We start from the raw sequence: 24,902 nt of genomic DNA on the forward strand, positions 1-24,902 counted from the left end.
ATCCCTATACATTCCATCACTCCCCTAAATCCACGCCAAACACAATGATTCTCTACATCGTTATTCCCTGTTACAACGAGCAAGAGGTGCTTCAATGGGCAGTAGATAAGCTACAACCCATTATCGAAACACTTCAGAACGAATTGCAAATAACAACCCGTTTGATGCTTGTAGACGACGGAAGTAAAGACGAAACATGGAATATTTGCAACCAACTGACTCAACAATACAACAATGTTGAGGCACTAAAGTTGGCTCATAACGTTGGGCATCAAAACGCATTGTGGGCAGGTATGGAGCAAGTTGTGGAGCATTGCGATGCCATGGTGTCGATAGATGCCGACCTACAAGACGACCCTTATGCCATAATAGAAATGGCTAAGCAATTGAAATACAATCATTGCGACATAGTTTATGGCGTTCGTAAGGAGCGAAAGACCGACAGCTTCTTTAAAAGAACCAGCGCATTGGCCTTTTATAGGGTGATGCAATGGGTCGACAAAGAGACCATTTACAACCATGCCGACTTTAGAATGATGAGCAAGAGGGCACTCACCGCCCTATTGCAGTATAGCGAACGCAATTTATTTTTGCGTGGAATTGTTCGTCAATTGGGCTTTAAAGAGGCCAGAGTCTATTATAATAGAACCGAAAGAACCGCTGGAGAGAGCAAATATCCATTGCGCAAGATGATCAGTTTCTCTGTGCAAGGCATCACATCGTTCTCTACTGCCCCACTACGTTTCATCACATTGATAGGCTTAAGCATGACCCTCGTGTCGGTAGTGATGATCATCTTCGGCTTAGTAGACTACCTAATGGGCAACACAATACAAGGTTGGACGTCGCTATTGGTGTCGCTTTGGTTCATAGGAGGCATCACAACCACAGGTGTAGGCATAACAGGAGTGTACGTAGGAAAGATCTATAACGAGGTAAAAAGACGCCCTCGCTACTTCATTGAGCAAACAATTCAATCTAAACAAATCAATAAAAACGAGATAGAAGCGCAGAAATAGCAAAAAAGCAACTATTTATTTTGCAGTTGTTTTTAATTGCATTATCTTTGTGTTCGATAGAAAGTTATTCGTAATGAAGTAATTCTTACGATGAAAGTGAAAACGTGTTGAAACATTATTAGGTACTTTATGGAAATATCATTCACTCATCATTGCAACGAAATCTTTAATAAAGCCATTCAAGATTATCATTTAAAAGATAATGTTGACACGCCTATTAGCAACCCATATCAGCACGATACAATTGAAAACCGATTGTATTTAAAGTGTTGGATAGACACCGTTCAGTGGCATTTAGAAGATATTATCCGTGATCCGCATATCGATCCGCTCGAAGCATTGCAGTTAAAGCGACGCATCGACCGCAGTAATCAAGACCGAACAGACTTGGTTGAGCAGATTGATTCATACTTTAGACATAAGTATTCCGACGTAAATGTAAAGCCAGATGCACGTTTAAACACCGAAAGTCCAGCGTGGGCGATCGACAGATTGTCTATTCTTGCGTTGAAGATCTACCACATGAACGAGCAAACATTGCGTTCAGATGCTTCAAATGAGCATCTAACAAAATGCAAAGAAAAGCTCAATGTGTTGTTAGAGCAACAAAAAGACCTCGGAACAGCTATCAATCAGCTTTTAGAAGATATTGAAGCAGGCAAGATATATATGAAGGTTTATCGTCAAATGAAGATGTATAACGACCCTTCAACCAACCCCGTTCTATATCAAAACAAGAAATAAAGCATGCGCAGTGAGCATCTATTGATCATTAGATTCTCTGCAATTGGCGATGTAGCAATGATGGTTCCTGTCGTAGCCTCATTGGCTTCACAATATCCTCACTTGCGAATTACAGTGCTAAGTAGACCCTTTGCACGGGTATTCTTTGAGCATCTCGCCCCCAATGTCAGTTTCATGGGAGCCGACATCAATAAAGATTATCGTGGAATATTGGGTTTAAACAACCTTTTCAGACGGCTTTCTGGAAAGCGATTTACAGCAGTTGCCGACTTTCATGATGTGCTTCGAACAAAGTATTTGCGCCTAAAATTCTGGTTTGATCACATTCCTACCGCCCATATCAATAAGCATCGAGAGGGCAAGAAGGCACTCACTGCCAAGCACAACAAACGCTTTGAGCAACAGCCAACATCGTTTCAGAATTATGCCGACGTGCTAAAAGAGTTGGGATATCCCGTTCAATTGACTTTTAAGTCACTCTTCGAAGGCACCAATTCACAGCTCAACACCTTGCCAAACAGCATTGTTGAGGCAGTAAACAAGGCGCAAGTAAACATCGGTATAGCCCCTTTCGCAGCACATCAAGGCAAGATTTATCCCCTTGAAAAGATGCAAGTGGTGATCGATGAATTAGAAAGTAAGATCGAAAATCTACAGATATACCTCTTCGGAGGAGGCGAACAAGAAAAGCAACAAATTGCTAATATGGTGCAGCAGCACCGCCATTGCATCAGTGTTCCAGAGCATTTAAAAGGCTTTCAGCAAGAACTTATATTGATGAATGAGCTCGATGCAATGATAAGTATGGACAGTTCGAACATGCATTTAGCCTCTCTTGTAGCCACACCAGTGGTGAGTGTGTGGGGAGCAACGCATCGTTTTGCAGGCTTTATGGGCTGGAATCAAAAGCCAGAGCATGCAGTAGAACATTCAATAGCATGTCGTCCATGTTCCATTTACGGCAATAAACCGTGTTATAGAGGCGATTTTGCGTGTATGCAAAGCATCGAACCGCATCAAATAACACAAAAGGTGATGGCAATTATCAATGCTCAACAGGGCAAAGAAACAAACAATTAAAAGCGAACAAACAATAATTAAAACAGGTGGAAACACCCTTTTATTAAATAAGTAAATATAAACAATAAAACAAAAATTATTATGGCAAAGTACGTATGTGATGTTTGCGGGTGGATATATGACCCTGCAGTAGGAGATCCAGATGGTGGAATTGAACCAGGAACAGCATTTGAAGATATTCCAGATGATTGGGTTTGTCCTCTATGTGGTGTGGGTAAAGACGATTTCTCTTTAGTTGAAGAATAATTGTTCATTTACAATATCAGTCAATAGGCAGTGCTCTCTTTTTGAGGGTGCTGCCTTTTTCGTTTTCAATAGCACAGCTTTTGCGGTGCAAAGAGACTGCTTTTAGGGGACAATAACAACCCTTTCGAGAAGTAAGAGCACAGCTTTTGAAAGAGCGTTGCGCTGAGGCTGTGTTTAAAGGCAACGTAGAGCGTTCATTAAGTGAATTGGAATAGTTGTTCGTCGAGCCGACTCTTGCGCGCTTAGAACAAAATTATAGCCCCTTTGCAAGGCTTCCACACAGAGCAAGTGCAGAGGTGTTGCTGAACAATAGAAAAGGGGGAATATAAAAAATCACCAGTAAGACATTTGCTTACTGGTGATTTATTGTTAAAGTAAATCGTTTATTTGTATTTCGATGATTATTTTCTAATCAACTTCACAGTGCGTAAAGTCTTACCTTCCTTCTTCACTTTGAGGATGTAAACGCCTGAGTTAGCAAGGTGTAAGCGTACAGTGTTGCCTGTAGCTACATTCACATTGTTCTTAAGCACTTGCATACCATCGATGCTATAAACCTCGAATGTGTAAGCACCAGCTTGTGCGCATTCAACAAGGATATCATCGTTTACAGTGTAAGCCTTCACCTCTTCGGTAGTTGTTTCGTTGATTCCAGTTGTAGCGTCGATGTGGATCACTTGGAATGTACGTTGATCTTTACCATAAGAGTTTTCAAGTGTAAGAGTTACTTCATAGTCACCACCAGTTGGGTAAGTAACTTTTGCAGAACCTGCAACGTCGTTTCCAGTCATATCTGTGAACGAACCCTTACGAGTTTTCCATGTTGCTTTAGTTTCAACAGAGAATGCTTCACCTGCAACGAATGGAGAACCAGCTTCGTAGATTGGCTCTACTGGAACAAGAGAACCTTGTCCTTCGCCTGCACCTGTTTCAAGTTCAGCACGATAACCCTTAACTGTTGTTCCGTTAGCAACGCTTGCAAACTTGTTATTTCCATCAGCATTTTGTTCGAAATCCCAATAAGCTGTCATGTTTGCAGTATTCTTTTCGGTTGAACGATAATTGCTTGCAACTTCTGTTTCGTTTAATTGTTTGCTGAAGAACTTCACATCATCGATCACACCATCAATGGCTGCTTGTCCTGCTCTACCAAATCCTAACATGAAGTTGTTTTCGTCCCACCATGTAGTTGTTGGAGAAAATTCTGTAGTATAGCCTCTTCCACTTAAACCATTGTAACGCCAATCTTTAGCAGTTGCAGGTTTACCGTTGATAAATAGATGTTCTCTTACACCACGTGTACCCTTTTCCATTGTGATAGTTACATGGCTCCAAACACCTGGTTCGAATTCAACCGACCAGTTTTGTGTGTGCTCAGGGCTACCATTATTTCTGGTGTCACGGATGGTAAAGCTAAGAACTTTGTTTGCAGGATCGTATCCTGACCAGATAGAACCCCAGTTATTTTGTGGCCAACTTGTGTATTGATGACGCAAGTCGAGGATTTGAATACCACCACTTGGAAGGCTGTTGAACTTCAACCAGAATGACATTGTCCACTCTTGGTTGTTAGATGTTAGACCAACTTCTGTAGCTTTGAATACGAAACCCTTTTCTTTTAGGTTGATACCTCTTGACAATTTACCATCAGCAGGGCGACCTGTGTAAGCCATTGTTACTGCTTGGTTAGCTTGAACATCAATTCTTGAGTCTGAACCATTAGCTGTTAATGTCTTAATTTGAGGAAGAGCACCAGTTTCATTGCCTGTTATTTGAACGAAAGCTTTGAATGTTCTTGTTGTTGTTTGTACACCTGTTTCGCTATGTACTTCACCTGTTACCTCTAAGTCGTAGTTACCTACAGCAGAAAGGTTGTTTACAGTGAATTCAGTTGTACCATTTGAAGAAGCAACTGTTTGTCCTTCGCTGTTCTTAAGTGTCCAGTTCGCAGCTGTGTGACGTGGGTCTACGAAACCAATCTTAAAGTCTTCGTTTGGCTTAATGATGGTTTTGTTGCAATGAACTGCATCGTTATAAGCGTAAGCAGGAGCTTGTTCGTAGTTTGTCCATGCAATTGGTGATTCGTTCTTCATATCTAATGATACTGCAGAAACACCTAAACGAACTTTTGTACTGTTGTTAGATAGGTTCAAAGGAATGCTATAGAACATACCAGCCCATGATGTTGTGATACCCATTAGAGTTGGGTTTGCTTCGCCTTCTTGTTGTGCCCACAACTTAAATACAGACACATGAACATCTGAGTTGTAGCAAGGTTCGCCTGGATTTTTGGTGTTTGCCATCTCAAAGATAAGCTTTCCGTCTACACCTGACTTGCTGAATGCAAGTAATTTAGATGAGGTAATGGTTGGAGTTTCAGGAGTTCTTGCTGCTGTTCTAACGATAGAGCACTCTCCAAGATACATGTTGATGTTGTTAGTATTCTCGAAGTGAAGTGCAATCAATGCAAGATCTTTACCTGCAAGTTCGCTACCTACAGTGAAAGTCTTTTCTACCCAGTGCTCATCATCAATTGCTTGATCACGTGTTAGCAATGTGAATCCGTTCTCGTTGATAGGATTTGTTTCGCTACCTTTAGCGGTAAGTACCAACTTAACATCACCCGAACCACTCAAATGTTTGTATTTAAAGGTGATAACGTCACCTGTTTGTAGAGTGTATTGAGTTTTAAATAGGTGTAGATATTCGTTTGTATGTGTACCAAATACACGAACACAAGAACCTCCTACGTATGCATCGTCCCATGTAAATTCAGCATCTAAGCCTGTTTCAGGAACGTTTCTGCCAAGTAGATTAGTGCTAAACCACCAGCGCCATGTAGGCAAGTAGTCTTGAACACCAATGTTATACCAAGAGTTATTGTTCTTTCTTTCACCCTTCCAGTTAAAGAATTTACCATTACCAAGGTTGAAATAAGAGATGAATGGCTCGTCTGTTAGGTTCCAGCTTAGAGTACTCTTAGCTGTCATCCATGTAGACATACCATGCCAATCTTTATTGTCTACGTTGTATTTCATTGCGCTTGTTACGGCTGGAGTGTTAGCTGGGTTACGTGTACCGCCAGTGAAATAGCGTTCAGTTCTTAGCATATAAGAACGTTGCATGGTTTCTTCTGAGCTACCTTTTTCATTTCTACTTTCCCAGAACATGTTCTTAGAGTGAGCCCCCCACAAACCAATTGAAATAGGATAGTCTTTCAATAGTGGCCAACTATCTGTTCTTGGTTCACCTCCTTGCATGTTAACACCTGCATAAAGGTATAGAGGATCTCTGTTAAGACTTCTTGCATAATCTACCGAATTTGCAAGACGTTGTCTAAAGTTCCAGTTATAATTAAGGAAAAGAGAGAATGCTTTATTGTCTTTATCACCAAAAGTTAGTGCGTAATTGTTATCTAATACGTTAGAAAAACCATTAACACCTCTATCTTGGGTCAATCCATACCACATGTTTTCGAATATTGGGTTCTTGCTTTCCATTAGCTTATTAACCTCAATATGCTTGTTTCTTAATCTTTGAGTGATGCGGTTCCATTCTGACCATTCAGAGTTATAGCCCAATCCATCTTGTCCATAATAGTAAAGGAAGTTTGCTAATTTTTGTGCATCTAATAAGCCGATAGCTCTCAATTCACGCTCCCATTCAGAACCAAGGTTACCAAATGGCACTGTACCTGCAGATGAAACAGCTACACCATTCTTATGTGCTACGTCCATTAAAGCAGCTGGAATACGTCCAAGAGGAGCAGTCCAGTCTCCCCAGTGGCTAACATACGACCATAGAGAGAATACCTCTGAGTCGAAAATACCATCGGGTAGAGCGTTGGTTTCGGGGTTGTTAAAAGGAACCCAAGCCACCAAACGCTTGTCGTTGGTGTCGTTTAAGTCTTTTAATACCTGTGTGTTTTGGTTACGGAAACGTGCCTTAGGTTTAACACGAGAGATGAAAAAGTTATCATCACTTGTTACTTTTCCATTTCTGCTCCATGCTTCTACTGTTGCAGAAAGCTTGTCGCCTTCGCTGTTTTGCCATCGAATGTACTCTTTTTTCAATGACTGTGCTTGCAGAATTGCTGGTGAAACCAAGCAACCAAGCATAAGCAATTGTAGTTTCTTACTTGCCATACGATTGTTTATAATTGTAAAAATTTAGTCAATATCATTAACTGTTAGGGTGAATAATAAATGCTTATAGCGGTGCAAATATACATCATTATTTGATATAAAACAAATTTTTGGGATAATTTAGTTGATTTTAGTCAATGAACTTCTATCTGCCTGAGAATGAGGAGTTGAGCTATGCCTTTTGAACAGCATTGCTATTGAGGTGCAAAACGATTGCTTTTGAGTGCAAAGAGCAATGTTATTGAAGGGTGAAAGCAGTGCTGTTGCCAGGGGGTGAAAAAGAAAGGGAGACAAGAACTATTGTTCCTGTCTCCCAAAGTAGATACATTATTCGTATTTAGATAATTGTTTTTTCGTGTCTCATGGATTGAATTATACTATTTATCTTTATTGAAAAACAACCATTATGAATGGAAGATAAATAAGTTTTCGAGTGTTTCTAATTATCCAATCATCTTTTGAAGGTCTTCTTCTACAGTTGTAATGCCTCCTAATCCGAATTGTTCTACAAGCACTTTGAGTACTGCTGGTGAAACGAAAGCAGGAAGAGTAGGACCAATGTGAATGTTCTTCACGCCTAAGCTCAATAGTGCAAGGAGTACAATTACGGCCTTTTGTTCATACCACGCGATGTTGAATGCCAATGGAAGGTCGTTGATATCGGCAGCACCGAATATCTCTTTCAACTTAAGAGCTACGACAGCCCATGTGTAAGAGTCGTTACATTGACCTGCATCGAGCACTCTTGGTATGCCATTTATATCTCCAAGATTTAGTTTATTGTATTTAAATTTAGCGCAACCAGATGTTAGTATCACTACATCTTGAGGCAATTGTTTTGCAAATTCAGTGTAGTAGTCACGACTCTTCATTCTTCCGTCGCAGCCACCCATCACTACAAACTTACGAATAGCACCGCTCTTCACAGCCTCAACGATTTTGTCTGCAAGTGCAAATACCTGATTGTGTGCGAAACCTCCAACGATTTCACCAGTTTCAATCTCTGTAGGAGCTTCGCAAGTTTTTGCCAACTCGATTACTTCAGAGAAGTCTTTGTGTCCGTTTTCGTCTGCTTCGATGTGCTTCCAACCAGGGAAACCAGTTGAGTTAAGAGTGAAAACACGATCACGATAGTTGTCTCTTGCTGTTGGAGGAACGATACAGTTGGTTGTAAAGATAATAGGTCCGTTGAATGCAGCGAACTCTTCTCTTTGCTTCCACCATGCGTTTCCGTAGTTACCAACAAGGTGTTTGTATTTCTTTAGTTGTGGATAATAGTGTGCAGGGAGCATCTCTCCGTGTGTATAAACATCCACTCCAGTACCTTCAGTTTGCTTTAATAGCTCTTCAATGTCGTGCAAATCGTGTCCACTGATAAGGATTCCAGGGTTTTTACCAACGCCAATGTTCACCTTTGTGATTTCAGGATTACCATAAGAAGTGGTGTTTGCCTTGTCGAGAACAGCCATTGCGCTAACGCCTTTGCTACCAGTTTCGAGCACAATATTTAGTAATGTGTTCATATCTGCATTAGGATCAGCGATGGTTGCCAATGCTTTGTGAATAAAGTCGTTCACCTCTTGGTCGGCATAACCAAGTCTTCCAGCGTGTTCTGCATAAGCAGCCATACCCTTAAGACCAAGAACTGTGAGCTCTTTTAATGAACGAAGGTCTTCGTTTTCATTGCGAAGAATGTTCTCTCTCAAGCTTTCTGCATCGTAATCAGCTTTCTCTCCGCCCCAAGTAACTTCTTGATAGTCGGGAAGCTGAATATTGTTTTGAGCAGCGATAGCCAATAATTGCTTTTTAAGTGCTACACCTTTGTCTACTCTGCGCAAGATAGATGCATCGTCGAAGTTAGCATTTGTGATGGTAGAGAACAATGAATCGATAACGAAACTGTCTACTCCTTCAACGCTTTGAATATTGTTTTGACGCAAAAGATGCTCGATAGTAGAGACGCCTCTCACAACTCCTAAAAGCAAATCCATATAGTTTGAGGTTGAAGCTTCTTTGCCACAAACTCCTTTAATGGTGCACGCTACACCCTTAGCTGTTTCCTGACATTGGAAACAAAACATCTTATTTTCCATAATCTTTTTGTATAATTTAATCTTGTTGGGTGCAAAATTAGATCTAAAAGAAAACTCCAAGAGTAACAATTGTTACTTTGGGGCTATAAAAAAAGTTAAGTATTTGATGTTTTTTCATTGTAAAGCCCCTGCAACAAAGGGCTACACCTATTATATATAAAAGGGATGTTGTGAGGCTTTGGTGGTGGGTATTTATTCGAGAGGAGCACAAAGACTGTGTAAAAGCTTGGTAAAATAAAGGGTGCACTCGAATGAACGAATGCACCCTATGTCTGTTTTATTGATGTTTTAAAACAAAAACCGAGTTTATTTTGCGTTGAAAGCAAAAGCAACGTTGGCTTTGTTAGTGTTTAGTCTGTACCAAAGAGGTGGAATTCTACAATACTTACACGGCCTGTTGCGGGCATCTTTAAGATGCTATATTTTAGATAACGGGCCTTAGGACTGCTTAAAAGTGTGATGTTTTGATAGCCTCCACTTGTTTGAATTGTGCCCAACGATTTCCATGTTACATTGTCTTGCGAAATGGCAACCTCCACTTCTTGGGGCGCATAGTTATTGCTTGTCCACGACCAAGAGGTGGTGTTAACACCCGTTATGGTTTTGATACTACCAAGATCTATCGTTATTGTGAAGCCTTGTCCACTGCGTGCAACATCTGTCCAATAGTTTCCATCAATTAAATTATCACCAGAATTTTCGGCTCCTTCACTCAATGTAATAGTCCAAGAGCTACGATCTAACACGTCATTCACCTTTGGTTCGCCCATTATCATAGATTGCAAGGCTCCTTTTTCAACCTTTGCTGTGAGATTGTTGAGCGTTGTCATGGGCGAAATGAGTGTGTTGGGTTGGGTTGTTTCGATGCTTTTTAGGGCCACATCGAACGACAAACTAACCTTTTGCTCGTTTGTTTTTAGCTCGTTAAGGTTTGTTGCTACAATGTGAAAGGTGTCGGAATGTTGCTCGCCTGCTTTGATAACAATTTGCGAAACATCGACTTTTTTGCCTTTGTTGTCTTGTAGCTCCAATCCTATATTAGAGGCGTTGGCATCACGAAGTTCGATGTTTACATGCACATCTTGGCTGGTTGGCTTTTGTGTTTTAGCCACAAAAGGCATGTTAACTTCGCCTGAAAGACCTTCTTCAGAATGATTAATATAGAAGGTTTTGGGCGATGGAGTTAAATAATCTAACCGTTGTAGGTAAACATAAGTGGCAGTCCACTCGTCTTCTGCAGTGTTGTTTTCGCTGTGACAACCACATAATAGTAGTAGGCCTGCTATGGCATAGCCACCTATTTGAAGTAGGTTATATTTGTGTTTCATAACTTTTTGTTTTATTTCCAATCGGTATGTTCATCTGTTGACTTTATTCCTTCAACCCAAGTAGGTGCTTGAGTTGTGGTGATGGTGTGTCCTTTTCCTGTTGCATCGTGGAACACATTGCCCGTTCCTTCGTTAAATCTCCAATAAGCTTCTAAGCCTTTTGCTTTCGGACTTACTGTTGATTGGCTCTTTTGTATTTGTGTTTCGGTGCGACAAACCGACCAAACACGGGCTTCGGTGATTAGAATCTTGCAGTTTCCCCAACGGCTATAAGGATCATCTCCTTTGGTGAACCATTTAAATTGTTTAAAGGTGGTGCTACCAGCAGGGATGTCTTTTACACCAGCAAAGGCACCATTGATATACAAACGATAGTGAGAACCATCGCAAGTGAGTGCCAAGTGTTGCCATTTGTTTGGCTCGAAAGAGAAAGAAGGATTCATATAAATGCGGTTTCTGCCCACAATTTGCACCAAAGAGTGCGCCTTATGGCCTCCATTGTCGCTTTGAGGATCTTCGAAACGAAGCAATACAAAGTTGCTTTCTCCAGGTCCGCTGTTAACAAAAACGGCACGATCTCGGTCGCCTGTGTCGCTCACTTGGAACTTAACTTCTATGGTATATTCGTTAAATGTTTCGTCGCCCTTAGGCATTGCAGCCTCTAACATTGGCGCACCAGTGAACTGAGGAAGTGATGAAGTGACAATTGCTTCGGTTGTAATGACGAACGAACCCGTCTTAGGCATTGCAGGAATGTCGCTGTCTTCGCTAATAAGACGAACGGGAATGGCATAGCTTTCGCCTATCATAGCTTGTGTTAGCGGCTTGATATTGATCTTTACAGGGTCGATAGAGTATTGTCCTTTAGGGATAACAACCTCTGAAGGCATTGTGAAGCTGCTGTCGGGAAGTGTTATATAGCTTGTTCCTTGCTGTTCGTTATATTGATGTAGCAAGGCAGTATCTACCACAAGTTTAAGCTTGCAGTCGTGTGTTGCCATTGTAGAGAGGCATGGAGTGATTTCGGTTGTTGCACCATCGTCGGTGATAATCACTTTTGCACTCGATGAAGTGCGGCTCTCGTTGATGAAAGCACTGTTGTTTAGCGTTTTGTAATCTGCATCATTGCACGATATAAACAATATCAGGTTACATAAAAGCATGTATCGAATTAGTTTCATAAAAAAATCTTTTAAAATTCATTTTAAATGATATGGGCTGTTTCTTTTGCTGCCAAAGTAGAACAAAGAGCCCACCATAAGGTTTTATTTTCTTATCTCACTGCTGGGTTTTGAGCCTGAATGGCACGTCGTAGGTATTTATAAGCAGGTGTGTTTACTGCTTCGCCGTCGATGTGATAGGCTCCAAATCCGCCTTTCATATAGCCGTTTGTAGGTTGCCAACGAGCAAAACCTTCTAATGAACGATAAGGAGTTGAGCGTCCATCACGTGTAGAAAAAGGATAACCACCATTTAAACAATCGATTGCACTCTCTAAGTTTTCGGTCATTACATAACGATTTGTGATTTCTTCTTCAGTCATAACTGATTTAAATTTGTTTATACCTGTTTGTAAACGGCCGTCCAAATTGCCCTCTTTAGCAAAGTAGGCTTGTATCACATAATAGCTGATATAAGGTGCTGTTTCTGCGTTTAAGGTTTGTGGTTCGCCATCTACAAGGAGCAATTTCTCGGGATGTGGCGACTTGGGTCCTATGCTTTTAGCCAGCTCGGTGATGAAGACATGCATCAAATCGTTGTTACTTGCCAGCTTTCCTCCATAGCCATAGTTTGGTTCGAAGTCGATATCAAATCCGTCATAGTTATATTTGTTGAGCGTGTCTACAATGGCATTGGCATATTTTCGAACAGCCTCTTCTTGCTTTTTGGTGTCGCCATCTTCCCAACCCCAGAACTTATTTCGAGTGGCTTCGTCGATATCGTGTTCCTTTGGCGTTGCATGTTGTCCCACATACGATGTAAAGCTACAGAAAAGAACCTTTGTTCCCTTTACTTTTTGAACGAACTCGAGATCCTTTTTTTGTCCTTCCGACAAGTTAGTGGAGTTGTCCCAGAGTGAAACAACATCCATAGAATCGGGAAGACCTGCCAACATATTGGTTGTAGAAGCGCCTGGATTGCTCCAACCTCCAAACCAACCGAACGATATAGAGTGCTTGGTTGCTTTCCAATCTCTTAGTGCTTGGTAGTAGGTTTCTTTCTTTGCAATCTCTGTATTAGAATATTTTGTCATTTGAACTGCCTCTGCATCAGTCCAATCACTACACGCAAACGCCACTAAAGAGCAGCTAAACAATGATAGTGCTTTAAAAATATTGTGCATAATATATATTGTTATTCGTTTATAAATTAGGAATGATTAGATAAAACTACTAACATTTTGGTTGTTTTAATAATACCAATGTTTAGTTTTTTTTAGCCCAAGGCAAGTCTGTAGCCTCGTTATCTTCACCATTCAACAATTGTATTGCATTTTGATAGTTTTGCTTATTCAAGTCTTTTTCTGTGTCAGGATAGTGCAAACGGCGCATTCCTCGCATCGTATTTGTTATCACTTGAGGATTTAAATTGTTGATCGAAGGAGCCAATTCGGGGAATCCTGTGCGTCGATATTCAGCCCATGCTTCGAGTCCCATGGGGTACATTGCAATCCATTTTTGTGTGATAATGCGTTCTAAGTTTTGATCGTTGCCATCAGCATCCCATTGAATTTTAACCTTTGTGTTGCGTTGATAGTTATATTTTGATCCACGAGGGTCGTTCGAATGTCCATCGGGTGTTGCCGTGTTGTTATTGATATAGGCTTGTATTGCATTGGCATCTACGCCATATTGTTCCATAGAAAGTTTTATTCCTTCTTTATAAAACGCCTCAGCAGTTCCACCAACGTTCCATCCTTTCAATGCGCATTCTGCTTTTAAGAAGGCCACTTCGGCAGCAACACAAATGGGAAGGGGTGATGTTGTTTGAAATTTTGGCAACGAATAGTTTGCTACATCTCCCTTTTGGAAAGCGGCTTCGCCAGTGCGCATGCCAATATAACGAGTGTGATCGAATGCCGATGTGGTGAAATAAGCATCACGACGAGGGTCGTTATAGCCATTCATATAATCGACAATAGACGAACTTGCACGAAGATCTCCCCAGCCTGTTGAGGCCAATTGATATGGGTTTCCTTGCACTCCAGGCGACATTAAAGCATTATATTGGTTAGCATCTATCAATCCTGCAGGGCTTGTACATATTTGTTCTGCAGCTGTTTTGTCGCCAATTCTCACTGCTGCACGCAGTGCAATAGAGTTGGCTAAGCGTGCCCATTTGCTGTAATCACCTTCGTAAAGCAAATCGTTTGCCGCCAAAGGACGTGATGAAGGATATTGTTTGCTATATTGATATAATGTGTTGGCTGCTGATGTTAGGTCGGAAATGATGTGTGCATAAACATCTTCTACCGACTCATAAGCAGTGTTGAATTTACCATTTGCAATACTACTATATGGTATTGGGCCATAACAATCGCACACTCTCATAAGCACAGCAGCCTTTAATAGGGTTGCCATAGCCCAGAAATGTCCCGATTTGTTAGTAGCTTCTTCTATGCTATAAAGGTTCACAAGTCCTTTAAAGGGAGTGTTAAACGGAATAGCATTCCATCCTTCCGAAGCATTAAAGGTATCGAAATTTTGTCCACCCCATCGGTTCGAGCAGGTCATATAACCACCTAATGCACCCACCATTTGGTCTATCATCTGCGAATTGTTTTGCTGAACAAACATCAAAGGCTCCATCATTGCAGGAAGAAGCACAGAAGGTACACCTTTATACACCGCATATTTGTTCGTGTTATACTCTTCAAAGTTGTCTGTGCACGCACTAACGCCAAGTGTAAAGAGAAAGAGTGCTATTATTTTACTTATATTTTTCATAAGAATCTTTGTTGTTTTAGAATTGAACTTTAACATTAAAACCAATGTTTCGAGTAGAAGGTTGCATAAAATAGTCTACCCCTTGATAGAAGTTACTACTTGTTGAAGCTGACAATTCGGGATCGAATGGAGCTTTACAATATATCATCCAAAGGTTTCGTGCAAGTAGTCCTACAGATAAATTCAACTTATTATGGAACCATTTCTTAGGAAAATCATAGCTCAAACTCAATTCTTGAAGGCGCACATTGGTGGCACTATATAAGTAATAAGTGCCGTAACCTCCTTCTGCTGTAGATATTGTTTGATAGTATTTCTTAGCATCAATCTTTCCATAATTAATAGGAACACCGCCATTGTTGCGTGCATCTGCAGAGGCTTGCGATCCTCCATAGTAGTCTAAAATACCCTGTGTTGCCGAGTAAACCAATCCACCAACACGTGCAGAAACAACAAAACCAAGTGTAAGTCCTTGATAAGAAATAGAGTTGTTCCAGCCCACATTGTAGTTAGGAGCTAATCTTCCAGCCTTTCTCAAGCCTGTTTCTTGCATACTTAAATTGCCCGAAGAAGGATCGATAGCAATGTTTCCATTAGGATCTCTCTTCAATTCGTGCTTGATATAGATATCGCTCATGGTGCCACCTTCACGTAGAATAACTTGTGGAGCAACAGAGCTTGCGCCCAAATAGGCTTTTTGAATTTCAGGAATACCCTCGCTATTGACGCTTGCTTTTGATAATTCTTTAATTCTATTTTGGTTTAATGTGTAGGTGAGAGTTGATGCAACGCCAATTTTTCCGAATGTGTTGCGATAGCCCAACGTTAGCTCTATACCTTGGTTTTGTACGTTTCCGCTTTGCACAATTTGTTCAGAATACAACGAAGATGTACTTGTTTTGCCATAAATTGTTTGGTTATAGGTGTTCGAGCGATATAGGGTTACATCTAAATTGATAGTGTTATTTAAGAATTTAGAGTTCAATCCAAGTTCCCACGAGCGTGTGTTCTCGGGTTTCATATGCTCTAATGGAGCGATATTAGACTTCTCCCACAAATGGGTTTGATTATTGAAATGATAGCTTGGATTAGACAAGAAACGATCAAAAGCCGAAGCAACATCAGAATAAGAGGCACGCATTTTTACAAAAGTAATCCACTTAGGAAGCTTAACCATGTTAGAAATTACAGCCGAAACGCCTACTGAAGGATAGAAGAACGACGACTGATCAGAATAAGCTAACTGCGAAGCCCAGTCGTTTCTGCCTGTAACTGTTAAGTAAAGCATATCTTTATAGCCCAGTTCCACCGATCCAAATATCGATTGAGTTTGGTCGTGCCAGCCCTCTTGAATGGTTTTATACTTATTCGAATAGTTGATGTTGTTCATCGCAAAGAAGTTTGGTAGCAACAAATTACCTGCTCCTCCTGCAGCCTCAAACACTTGATCTTTAATCGAAGTACCAATGTTTGCCGTGAGATTATAATCCTCTCCAAAACGTTTGTTGATGTTAACCATCACATCACCATATATTGTTCGGTCGTGTTGTGTTTGGTCTCCGTAGCCTCCATTCGCATCCGAAATGGTTAAAAGAGTCGAAGCATAGTTCTTATTTAACAAACGATATTCTGAGTTATCCACTCTAACACGTCCAACAACATTTAGCCAATCGAGCACATTCCATTTTAAAGAAGCGTTCAACATATAGCGATGTTTGTCTGTGGTGCGTGTCATTCGCTTTTGAATCCAATAAGGATTTTGCAACGAATGCACCCCTTCTCCATAGGGCCAATATTGTGTCATGTAGCCCAAAATAGGGTCCCAACGCTCAAAATTGCGAATTTCATCGAAGTGATCTCCTCGTGGAAATAAATACAAAGCAGGCAAAGGGTTGTTGTATTTACCCTGAGAAACCATGTTAGCATCTTTCTGAACGATATAGTTTGCACCAAAATCTAACAGCAATTTATCGTTAAGAAACGATGTTGTGTTGCGTGCTGTGAAATTATAACGTGAATAAGTGTTTTCTAAAACAATTCCTTTTGCGTTTGTAGTAGAAACCGATATATAGGTTTGATTTTTGCTATTACCAGTTGATAGCGACACCGAATTAATGATGTTAGAGCCTGTATTGAAAAATTTAGCAATGTCGAAATTGCCGTTTTGTGGGCTTCCCCAGCTCATTAAACCCGAGCTTGTGCCATAGCTGTTTTGAGTTTTTGGCAAGAAGGTCGCATGCGAAAACGTGCTACTATTGCTCACCGTAACCGTTGTTTTGTCTTTACTTCCACGCTTGGTGTTAATAATCACAACACCATTGGCAGCGTCGCTACCATATAAAGCCGCAGCCGATGGACCTGTTAACATGTTTACACTCTCAATATCTTCGGGGTTTATGTCAGCCGAACTCTCCGAACCCATCGGTGTTGAGTAGGCTCCTTCGCCTCCACCAAAAGAGTGATTATACATTGGAACACCGTCTATTACATACAAAACGTTGTTGCTTTTTTCGATAGACTTTGTACCACGCATCACCACACGCACAGCACTTCCTGCTCCACCTGCACCTGTATTGATTTGAACACCAGCTACCTTGCCCACTAACGAGTTAACAAAGTTGGCGTCTTTGTTGCGTGTAAGCTCTTCGGCCGACACCTTTTGCACGTTGTAGCTCAATGCTTTTTCTGCACGTTTAATACCCAATGCCGTCACCACCACTTGGTCTATTGTGAGTGCATCGCTTTTTAAAACAATGTTTAAACTGCCACTTCCTGCATGTTTTACCTCTTGAGTAGCCATACCAATGTAGCTCACTAAAAGGGTTGCACCTTTAGGAATGGTTAACGAGAACTTGCCATCTGCATCTGTTATGGCACCATTGGTAGCAGCTTTTGCGCCTTTTATGCGAATGGTTGCACCAATAACAGGCTCGCCTGCTTCGTCTACAACTCTTCCTGCTACCTTAACATCACTGTTAGACTGTTGTGCTTCTCGGTTCTCTAAAGCTGTTACATTTGGGCTAAGATCCATTGAACTTCTACCTAAAAGATGAGTAGAGTTGGCAGGTGCACTTGCAAATGCTTCTAAACAGCAGCAAGATAGAAAAACACTTACTGGGAAAATTTTTCCTGTTTTCATTTATTTATAGATTTATTAATGCTCTGTTCGAACATAAGACCTCAATAAAAGATATCGAGAGAGCTTCATTTTATTGTATAGCTATTGATTGTTTAGCCGTTTAGGTTTATCAATGCAAATATATATAATGATTTGTAAAGGTTTGTTTTCTATGTACTTGTTTAACATTAATAAGTAAAACTAAATACAAATTTAATGAAAGGGAGTGGATATAAGTGTGTTATAGGCACCCAATGAAGCCTATTGAAAACCATTGTTTGACCCTTTTCCTGAGCTTTTCAGCAAAGCTTTTCCACAAAAGAGCATCATTAAGTTAGATTATTGAGCACACAACCCACCAACAAAAGAGGCAGGCGTGTTGAGGTAAAGACGAGCACTTCGTTTGCAATTAGCCGAGCGTGAAGAGCAGTTTGCCTGCTTTTTTATCTTCAGAATGAAACTCGAAACCTTCAAAATCGAAGTTTTTTAGCTGGTCGATATGCTTACATTCGTTCTCAATGATATATCTTGTCATCGTTCCTCGACACATCTTTGCATATACAACAATGCTCTTTAGTTTTCCATCTTTGTGCACCATAAACTCGGGTTGAACCACTTTAATGGCCTTAGTAACCTTCTTCCAGTCGAACAAACGTTTCATTTCAGCACTGGCAAGATACACAAGTATGCCGTCGTCTTGCTTCACCGAGTCGATTAAACAATCGGTAAGCAGAGGCTTCCAATAGTCGAACATCGACTGATTGTTATGGGGGAGCACCACATTTCCTTCGAGTCGGTAGTTCTTAATGCCGTCGCATGGGCGCAAAAGACCATATAAGAACGAGGTGATCCACAGGTGTTTCTGAGCGAAATTCATCTGTTTTTTCGAGAACGACTGCGCATTTAAATACTTATATGCAATGCCCGAATAAGCCAAAACCGCTGGGAGCGTGGTTTGAGGGAGCATGAAATCGTTGTAGCGCATTTTGTTGATCGCCCCCAACTGAGCGTTGATTTTGAGCATGCTCGACAGCTCTTCTGCCGAATAAGCAGCCATTTCACGAGCATTGTTGATGGCTTCTTGCAGAAAGAGGGGTTCAGTTTGTTGAATTTTTGCACACTCGGCTTGGGCAATCATGTCTTTAGCACACGACAAAAGTATTTGCATATAAAAAAGAATTATTTGAGGTTTATTAAGGGCAAAGATAGTGTTTTTCTGTTAAAACGAGAGCGTTCTAAAAATTTAATCGTACTTTTGCGTTGCTAATATCAATGCTATTGAGTGCCAATGTCACTGATATTGCACATCAAAAGCAATAACATTGCAGTGTAAAAGCATTGCTTTCTTCACTCACTTAAGAAACTGATTATGAATCAAATCATTCAACACTTCACCGACAACGATGCCTATACCTTCAGTTGTCAATATTATGTACTTCAGAAATACCCTCGTGCTGAAGTAGAATATACCTTCTTCGACAGAAATAAAACAGTGTATCCAAAAGGTTTCGACCAACTGGTTCAAGAGCAAATCAACTTGATGCCCAACGTGGTTATTACCGAAGAGGAAATACGTTTCATGCAAGAAAAGATGTATTATCTGCCTAAGTGGTTCTTTACTTTCTTGAGAGGCTATCGCTTTAATCCTAATGAAGTGATGATAAATCAAGACGAAGAAGGACATCTTGCTATCTCTATTCGAGGCAAGTGGTATTCTACCATTATGTGGGAGATGCCTATCTTAACCATTGTTTCGGAATTGATGCACACCCTTTTGGGCGACATTGAGCGTTATGATGCGCAAAGAGAGGAGCAAAGAGCTCGTGAAAAGGCTGTTGAAATTTTTTCGAACGGCTTGGTGTTGAGCGACATGGGCACCCGAAGACGCTTGTCGTTTGCACATCACGACATGGTGGTTCGTGTGTTGAAAGAGGTGTATCAAGAGAAAGGTACTACCGATGCCGACGGCTTTCATGCGTGGACGGGTAGATTAGTGGGCACAAGTAATGTCTACTTTGCTATGAAACATCAACTCACCCCCATTGGAACAATGAGTCACCAAATCATCGAATTTGAAGAAAATGTGAGCGGAGTGTTCGAATGTAACTTTAATGTGATGCGCAAATTTAGCGACGTTTACGACGGAGATAATGGTATTTATCTTTACGATTGCTTTGGCGATAAGGTGTTCTTCAACAACCTTTCGAAGCGTATGGCTATGATGTTTACGGGCTTGCGTGTAGACAGTGGCGTGGAAGAAGAGCAAGTTGAGAAGATTATCTCTAAATACAAACAATTGGGAATCAATCCTCAAACCAAACAAGTGGTGTTTAGTAACGGGTTGAACATTAAGCGAGCAATTGAAATTCACAAGTATGTCGACGGCAGAATGCAAGACAGCTATGGTATAGGAACATTCTTAACATGCGATGTGGAGAACGCTAATTCGATGAATATCGTGGTGAAATTGACTCAATGTCGCATCACTGAGAATCGTGAATGGCACGATTGTGTGAAGCTTTCGAACGACAAAGGCAAGACACTTGGTAACCCCGAGAAATGCGCTTACTTGCTTAAAATGATTAAGTAGAATAGTTGGCGGGTGACTTGGCTCGTGCTTTTCGTTCTCATTCAGATAGAAGTACGACCCTAAAGGCTTTTTCGTTCGCCTTTATACAGACTGATAAATGCCTGCACCGCCTATCTCTATAGATGCAAAATAAACTACAATCTTTATATCGTCGCACGCTCTTTGAAAGATAAGAGGGTGCGATTTTTCTTTTAATCACAACTAAATGAAAACCAAAGAGAACAGCCACTTATGCCCCACAACAATGCCTTTGAGTGATAAAAAACAAAAAACAATGGTTCTTTCTCTTTGTAAACTCTCCTTTTTACGCTAACTTTGTAGGCAAAAGAAAATCATAAATAAGAATTAGATGTCATTAAAATGCGGTATAGTTGGACTTCCAAACGTTGGTAAGTCAACTCTTTTTAACTGTTTATCGAGCGCAAAAGCGCAAGCAGCAAACTTCCCTTTCTGCACAATTGAACCCAATGTAGGTGTTATTACCGTTCCTGATGAACGACTAACAAAGCTTGCAGAGATCGTTAATCCAGGCAGAATTGTTCCTGCTACATGCGAAATTGTAGACATTGCAGGACTTGTTAAGGGTGCATCTAAAGGCGAAGGACTTGGTAATAAGTTCTTAGGTAACATCAGAGAAACAGATGCAATTATCCATGTTCTTCGTTGTTTTGAAGACGAAAACATTACACACGTAGACGAAACCATTGATCCTGTGCGTGATAAAGAGATTATTGACACCGAACTTCAATTGAAAGACCTCGAAACGGTCGACAATCGTTTGGCTAAAGAACAAAAGATTGCAGCCGCAGGAAATAAAGATGCAAAGGTGATGGTTACTGTTTTGCAAGCTTATAAAGAGGTTCTTGAACAAGGACTCAATGCAAGAACGGTGCAATTCGAAAGCAAAGAGGAAATACAAGCAGCACACGACTTGTTCCTTCTCACTTCTAAACCTGTGCTATACGTTTGTAACGTAGACGAAACAGCAGCGAAAGAGGGTAATGAGTTCACTCAAAAAATAGCTGAAATAGCTGCTACTGAGGGCGCAGAGGTATTGGTTATCGCTGCCAAAACCGAAGAGGATATCGCCTCATTAGATAGCTATGAAGACAAACAAATGTTCCTTGAAGAGCTCGGTTTGACCGAATCGGGAGTGAATAGATTAATTAAAAAGGCTTATTCGCTATTGAACTTGGAAACATTTATCACTGCTGGAGAAATGGAAGTGAAGGCTTGGACCTACCAAAAGGGCTGGAAAGCTCCTCAATGTGCAGGCGTTATTCACACCGATTTCGAGAAAGGTTTTATCCGTGCAGAGGTCATTAAGTATGCAGATTACATTCAATACGGCTCTGAAGCAGCTGTTCGTGAGGCTGGAAAGCTTGGTATTGAAGGTAAAGAATATGTGGTGCAAGATGGCGATATTATGCACTTTAGATTTAACGTGTAACGCAACTAACTTATAAGCATAGCGTCTTTTACTGTCCAAAGCGACATATTGAGAGGCTATGCTCTTTTTATTTATATATCAACGGGTGCAAAACAAAATGCCCTTCAACATCAACTTATTATGCTAAACACTATCCTTTATATTGTTTGGAACCCCAACGTAGAGTTGTTTAGAATTGGTTCTTTAGCCATTAGATGGTACTCTTTGTGCTGGCTTCTTGGTCTTTTATTCGCTTATCTCATTGTGAAAAAGCTCTATAACGACCAAAAAATCAAGGAAGAATACTTCGATCCGCTCTTTCTTTATTGCTTCTTTGGCATCTTGTTGGGCGCACGTTTGGGGCATTGTCTATTCTATCAGCCCGATTATTTCTTGAGTTCGTTTCAGCATTTCGTTGAGATTTTAGTGCCAATAAAGTTCTTACCTAATGGAGGTATGCACTTTACGGGCTACGAAGGCTTAGCTTCTCATGGCGGAACGCTGGGCTTAATGATTGCACTCTACCTGTATTACAAACACACTCACGTTAATCTTTGGCGTGTACTCGATAACATTGCCATTGCAACACCAGTGACAGCGTGTTTCATTCGCTTAGGTAATTTGATGAATTCAGAAATCATTGGTAACGTAACCGATGTGCCTTGGGCTTTCATCTTTGAGCGTGTTGACATGCAACCACGTCACCCTGGTCAGCTATATGAGGCCATTGCTTATGCCATCTTCTTTTTCATTGGCTGGTATTTCTATAAGAAAAAGCCTCAAAAAGTGGGCTCGGGCTTCTTCTTTGGCTTGTGTTTAACCCTCATTTTCACCTTCCGTTTCTTTATAGAATACACCAAAGAGGTGCAGGTGAGCTTTGAGTCGGGAATGCTTTTCAATATGGGTCAATTACTAAGTGTGCCCTTTATCATCATCGGAGTGGCATGTATGGTGGGCGGAAAGTGGCTCAAAAAGTTAGGAGCTGAATCGTAATACGAACGCATTGAATAACAATATACAACTAAAGCGGAGATAGTTTGTGTGACTATCTCCGCTTTTCTTATATCAATGAAGGCCTTTAAACGAAAGGAACAGATCGTATAATAGAGTCATAGTAGTGCCTAATTCTCATTTATCTCTTTCGCTAAAGAAATCTGCCCAATATGGATTTTCCTTATCAAATATTTCCTTTTGTTCTTTATTTAACTTGTAAGGGTAGTCTCTAAACAGGTTATATATTGTTTTCTTGTCAAAAGAAAACAGAAATTCTCCTATGATATCATAATTGTCAACCCAGTATATTGTGTCCTTTTTGTTGTTTTTATAAAAATCATATTTCATAATTTCTTCTTCTTATTTCACCCTATTTCTTTTGCGAAGGCATTTTATTGAAGCGCAACATCAAGTCGGAGATGTGCCAAGCACGTTTTAGTCGGTTGATTTCTTGTGCCGAAACGCCCTTGGTATTGCCCACAACTTCGCCGTTAGGACTTATTGCAATGGGGGCTTTTCGTGAGTCGAATATCGTTTGTCCCATTCCTTTCCAAGCGTAGTTGTTCACTTGAAACAGGCTTAAAATGGTGGGATACATATCTATTTGACCCATCACCTCGTTATAACGCATAGCCTTTGGCGAGTTAAGAACGATGAAAGGAGTGAACTGCTGTGGCGACACGATGCCCTTACCTGCGGTAGATTGGCATAGAGAAGCACGATCGGCAGCAAGTCCTTCGTGGTCTCCTGTAATCACAATAAGCGTATTTTCGTAGTCGGGTCGGCTCTTTAAATAGTCTACAATGATGCCAATTGCCTTGTCAGTGTAGTTCGCCATGATCATATAGTCACGCATTCTTTCAGGATAATCGCCCTTTAATTGAATTTGTTGGAGTGCTTCAGGCAGTTTAAAAGGATTGTGACCCGAGTAGGTTACGAATTGAAGATAGTTGTTGTTGGGGCTCATTCGCACCACATTTTTCTTGATTTTCTCTACCGATTGTTTCATAAACGACACGTCGCCGAGCTTCTTTCTCGAGCCCACTTTCTCGTCTAACACCCAGCTATCTTTACTGAATATGGTGCCAATACCAAAGGCTTTAGCCACCATTCCTTGGTTCCATGTCACCTCTTTGTCGACGGTTAAGAGCGTAGCATTGTGCTTGTTGCCCTCAGTAACCGCCTTGGTAAGGGTGTAAAAGTTGTTGTTGGGGTAGAGAACAGCATAGCAACCATTGGCAATGGGCAACATACCCGCATTTAAAAGGAGCTGACAGTCGATGCTTCTTCCGCCCTTTACCTGTGTAAGAACGTTGGGAGCATAGAGCGTGGTAGAATCTTTTAAAAGTTGATTGATGTGCGGTGTGAGCTCTTTTCCCTCCACTTTGCGCTCCAAAACCCAGCTTTCGAGCGACTCGCACAAGATAACCACCAGGTTGGTGCGTTGACTTAGGCAGTCGGTTTGAGGCAAAAAGTCGGGCTGTTGAGCAAACCAATCGTCAATTTCTTTCTGCATTTCAGGTGTAAACTCCTCCTTATTTTGAAGTGCTTCGTTCAACAAACAACCGCTAATGGTATACATTGGCACCGTGCAGGTGTAGTGGTTGGCGTCTTGCAACTTGTTGAAAGCCTTGTTTAAGCCGCCCTTTGTAAATACAAGCACCATAGAGATGCAGGCGAAAAACAAAGTCCATGCGCCATAAACACGGTTAAAACGAAGTCTTTTGTGCTTTTCCTTTCCTCGTGAAGCCGTGTAGATCATCGCCCCAATGGTTGTTAATGGGAAGAGAAGATCAATCCATCGCATCGAATCTACAACGCTTGGCATAAAGTCGGATAGGTTTCCAGCCAACGCATAGCTATCCAATGGAATGATAGAATTATAGGTTCGGCTATACATCAAGTTACAAACCAAGGCCGCATCGATGAGCAAGAGTACCAACAATTGTAGTCGGTTGCTTCGTGCAAGCATGTAGGGAGCAACCAAAATAAAGGTTGCTAAGATGGTGTTGATGTAGGTTTCGGGGTAAGAAAAAGCCGTGAAGGTGGTTTGATAGCACCATATAATGTTGAAAAGCATTATTTTGATGAAGGTAACGGCAGCGTAGAAGCATGCTGTTGAGGTCCACATAGTGGAAGGAAAAAGACGCTTGAATAATTCTTTCATCTC

At 40.9% G+C, this 24,902-nt stretch carries 17 protein-coding genes; 7 read left to right on the top strand and 10 right to left on the bottom strand.

All coding sequences use genetic code 11. From position 1 onward, the window contains the following. Positions 1 to 44 precede the first annotated feature (44 nt). From A3GM_RS0104925 to rd, 4 genes are all read left to right on the top strand, one after another. Positions 45 to 1,019, top strand: coding sequence for a glycosyltransferase family 2 protein (locus A3GM_RS0104925; protein WP_018362286.1), 975 nt, complete (start codon positions 45 to 47; stop codon positions 1,017 to 1,019). A gap of 135 nt (positions 1,020 to 1,154) precedes the next feature. Next, positions 1,155 to 1,763, top strand: coding sequence for a DUF4254 domain-containing protein (locus A3GM_RS0104930; protein WP_025829808.1), 609 nt, complete (start codon positions 1,155 to 1,157; stop codon positions 1,761 to 1,763). A gap of 3 nt (positions 1,764 to 1,766) precedes the next feature. Next, positions 1,767 to 2,843 (top strand): glycosyltransferase family 9 protein, encoded by a 1,077-nt coding sequence (locus A3GM_RS0104935; RefSeq protein ID WP_018362288.1) that lies wholly within the window; start codon positions 1,767 to 1,769, stop codon positions 2,841 to 2,843. An 81-nt stretch (positions 2,844 to 2,924) separates the two neighbouring features. Continuing rightward, entirely contained in the window at positions 2,925 to 3,089 is a 165-nt protein-coding gene (gene rd, locus A3GM_RS0104940; protein ID WP_018362289.1) for a rubredoxin, read from the top strand. Positions 3,090 to 3,490: 401 nt separating this feature from the next. Here rd and A3GM_RS0104945 read toward each other — a convergent pair whose 3' ends face one another. The 8 genes from A3GM_RS0104945 to A3GM_RS0104980 form a co-directional block, all read right to left on the bottom strand. After that, a complete protein-coding gene (locus tag A3GM_RS0104945) occupies positions 3,491 to 7,234 on the bottom strand; it encodes a LamG-like jellyroll fold domain-containing protein (protein WP_018362290.1) in 3,744 nt (1,247 codons plus the stop codon). 443 nt (positions 7,235 to 7,677) lie between these two features. Further along, positions 7,678 to 9,327, bottom strand: coding sequence for a hydroxylamine reductase (gene hcp, locus A3GM_RS0104950; RefSeq protein WP_018362291.1), 1,650 nt, complete (start codon positions 9,325 to 9,327; stop codon positions 7,678 to 7,680). Positions 9,328 to 9,677: 350 nt separating this feature from the next. Beyond that, positions 9,678 to 10,655, bottom strand: coding sequence for a DUF4999 domain-containing protein (locus A3GM_RS0104955; protein ID WP_018362292.1), 978 nt, complete (start codon positions 10,653 to 10,655; stop codon positions 9,678 to 9,680). A gap of 11 nt (positions 10,656 to 10,666) precedes the next feature. Then, positions 10,667 to 11,836: a DUF1735 and LamG domain-containing protein gene (locus tag A3GM_RS0104960; RefSeq protein ID WP_025829804.1), complete on the bottom strand. Its 1,170-nt coding sequence runs from the start codon at positions 11,834 to 11,836 to the stop codon at positions 10,667 to 10,669. Between the two features lie 92 nt (positions 11,837 to 11,928). Continuing rightward, complete coding sequence (locus tag A3GM_RS0104965; protein WP_018362294.1) at positions 11,929 to 12,999, bottom strand: glycoside hydrolase family 18; 1,071 nt, start codon at positions 12,997 to 12,999, stop codon at positions 11,929 to 11,931. Between the two features lie 82 nt (positions 13,000 to 13,081). Then, on the bottom strand, positions 13,082 to 14,602 hold the full coding sequence (locus A3GM_RS0104970) for a SusD/RagB family nutrient-binding outer membrane lipoprotein (protein ID WP_026216128.1): 1,521 nt from the start codon (positions 14,600 to 14,602) through the stop codon (positions 13,082 to 13,084). Positions 14,603 to 14,618: 16 nt separating this feature from the next. Further along, positions 14,619 to 17,741: a SusC/RagA family TonB-linked outer membrane protein gene (locus tag A3GM_RS0104975; RefSeq protein WP_018362296.1), complete on the bottom strand. Its 3,123-nt coding sequence runs from the start codon at positions 17,739 to 17,741 to the stop codon at positions 14,619 to 14,621. Between the two features lie 388 nt (positions 17,742 to 18,129). Further along, on the bottom strand, positions 18,130 to 18,888 hold the full coding sequence (locus tag A3GM_RS0104980) for a YaaA family protein (RefSeq protein ID WP_025829802.1): 759 nt from the start codon (positions 18,886 to 18,888) through the stop codon (positions 18,130 to 18,132). A gap of 201 nt (positions 18,889 to 19,089) precedes the next feature. Between A3GM_RS0104980 and pncB the strand changes: the two genes are divergently transcribed. From pncB to lgt, 3 genes are all read left to right on the top strand, one after another. Beyond that, the gene (gene pncB / locus A3GM_RS0104985; protein WP_018362298.1) at positions 19,090 to 20,310 is read left to right on the top strand and encodes a nicotinate phosphoribosyltransferase; all 1,221 of its coding nucleotides are present in this window, start codon (positions 19,090 to 19,092) and stop codon (positions 20,308 to 20,310) included. Between the two features lie 349 nt (positions 20,311 to 20,659). Then, entirely contained in the window at positions 20,660 to 21,760 is a 1,101-nt protein-coding gene (gene ychF / locus A3GM_RS0104990; RefSeq protein WP_018362299.1) for a redox-regulated ATPase YchF, read from the top strand. A 120-nt stretch (positions 21,761 to 21,880) separates the two neighbouring features. Beyond that, positions 21,881 to 22,732 (top strand): prolipoprotein diacylglyceryl transferase, encoded by an 852-nt coding sequence (gene lgt, locus A3GM_RS0104995; RefSeq protein ID WP_018362300.1) that lies wholly within the window; start codon positions 21,881 to 21,883, stop codon positions 22,730 to 22,732. Between the two features lie 135 nt (positions 22,733 to 22,867). Here the strand turns inward: lgt and A3GM_RS0105000 are convergent, their stop codons facing one another. Then, positions 22,868 to 23,080 carry a DUF7675 family protein gene (locus tag A3GM_RS0105000; RefSeq protein WP_018362301.1) on the bottom strand — a complete coding sequence of 71 codons (213 nt, stop codon included), beginning with the start codon at positions 23,078 to 23,080 and terminating at the stop codon, positions 22,868 to 22,870. A gap of 22 nt (positions 23,081 to 23,102) precedes the next feature. Then, positions 23,103 to 24,899 (bottom strand): LTA synthase family protein, encoded by a 1,797-nt coding sequence (locus tag A3GM_RS0105005; protein WP_018362302.1) that lies wholly within the window; start codon positions 24,897 to 24,899, stop codon positions 23,103 to 23,105. Positions 24,900 to 24,902: the final 3 nt, after the last annotated feature.

The sequence above is a fragment of the Hoylesella nanceiensis DSM 19126 = JCM 15639 genome (assembly GCF_000379965.1).
GTDB classification, from domain to species: domain Bacteria; phylum Bacteroidota; class Bacteroidia; order Bacteroidales; family Bacteroidaceae; genus Prevotella; species Prevotella nanceiensis.

Coding starts and splice junctions, on each gene's coding strand:
- A3GM_RS0104925 (WP_018362286.1), top strand. CDS start 45: ATGATTCTCTACATCGTTATTCCCTGTTACAACGAGCAAGAGGTGCTT.
- A3GM_RS0104935 (WP_018362288.1), top strand. CDS start 1,767: ATGCGCAGTGAGCATCTATTGATCATTAGATTCTCTGCAATTGGCGAT.
- rd (WP_018362289.1), top strand. CDS start 2,925: ATGGCAAAGTACGTATGTGATGTTTGCGGGTGGATATATGACCCTGCA.
- A3GM_RS0104945 (WP_018362290.1), bottom strand. CDS start 7,234: ATGGCAAGTAAGAAACTACAATTGCTTATGCTTGGTTGCTTGGTTTCA.
- hcp (WP_018362291.1), bottom strand. CDS start 9,327: ATGGAAAATAAGATGTTTTGTTTCCAATGTCAGGAAACAGCTAAGGGT.
- A3GM_RS0104955 (WP_018362292.1), bottom strand. CDS start 10,655: ATGAAACACAAATATAACCTACTTCAAATAGGTGGCTATGCCATAGCA.
- A3GM_RS0104960 (WP_025829804.1), bottom strand. CDS start 11,836: ATGAAACTAATTCGATACATGCTTTTATGTAACCTGATATTGTTTATA.
- A3GM_RS0104965 (WP_018362294.1), bottom strand. CDS start 12,999: ATGCACAATATTTTTAAAGCACTATCATTGTTTAGCTGCTCTTTAGTG.
- A3GM_RS0104970 (WP_026216128.1), bottom strand. CDS start 14,602: ATGAAAAATATAAGTAAAATAATAGCACTCTTTCTCTTTACACTTGGC.
- A3GM_RS0104975 (WP_018362296.1), bottom strand. CDS start 17,741: ATGAAAACAGGAAAAATTTTCCCAGTAAGTGTTTTTCTATCTTGCTGC.
- A3GM_RS0104980 (WP_025829802.1), bottom strand. CDS start 18,888: ATGCAAATACTTTTGTCGTGTGCTAAAGACATGATTGCCCAAGCCGAG.
- pncB (WP_018362298.1), top strand. CDS start 19,090: ATGAATCAAATCATTCAACACTTCACCGACAACGATGCCTATACCTTC.
- ychF (WP_018362299.1), top strand. CDS start 20,660: ATGTCATTAAAATGCGGTATAGTTGGACTTCCAAACGTTGGTAAGTCA.
- lgt (WP_018362300.1), top strand. CDS start 21,881: ATGCTAAACACTATCCTTTATATTGTTTGGAACCCCAACGTAGAGTTG.
- A3GM_RS0105000 (WP_018362301.1), bottom strand. CDS start 23,080: ATGAAATATGATTTTTATAAAAACAACAAAAAGGACACAATATACTGG.
- A3GM_RS0105005 (WP_018362302.1), bottom strand. CDS start 24,899: ATGAAAGAATTATTCAAGCGTCTTTTTCCTTCCACTATGTGGACCTCA.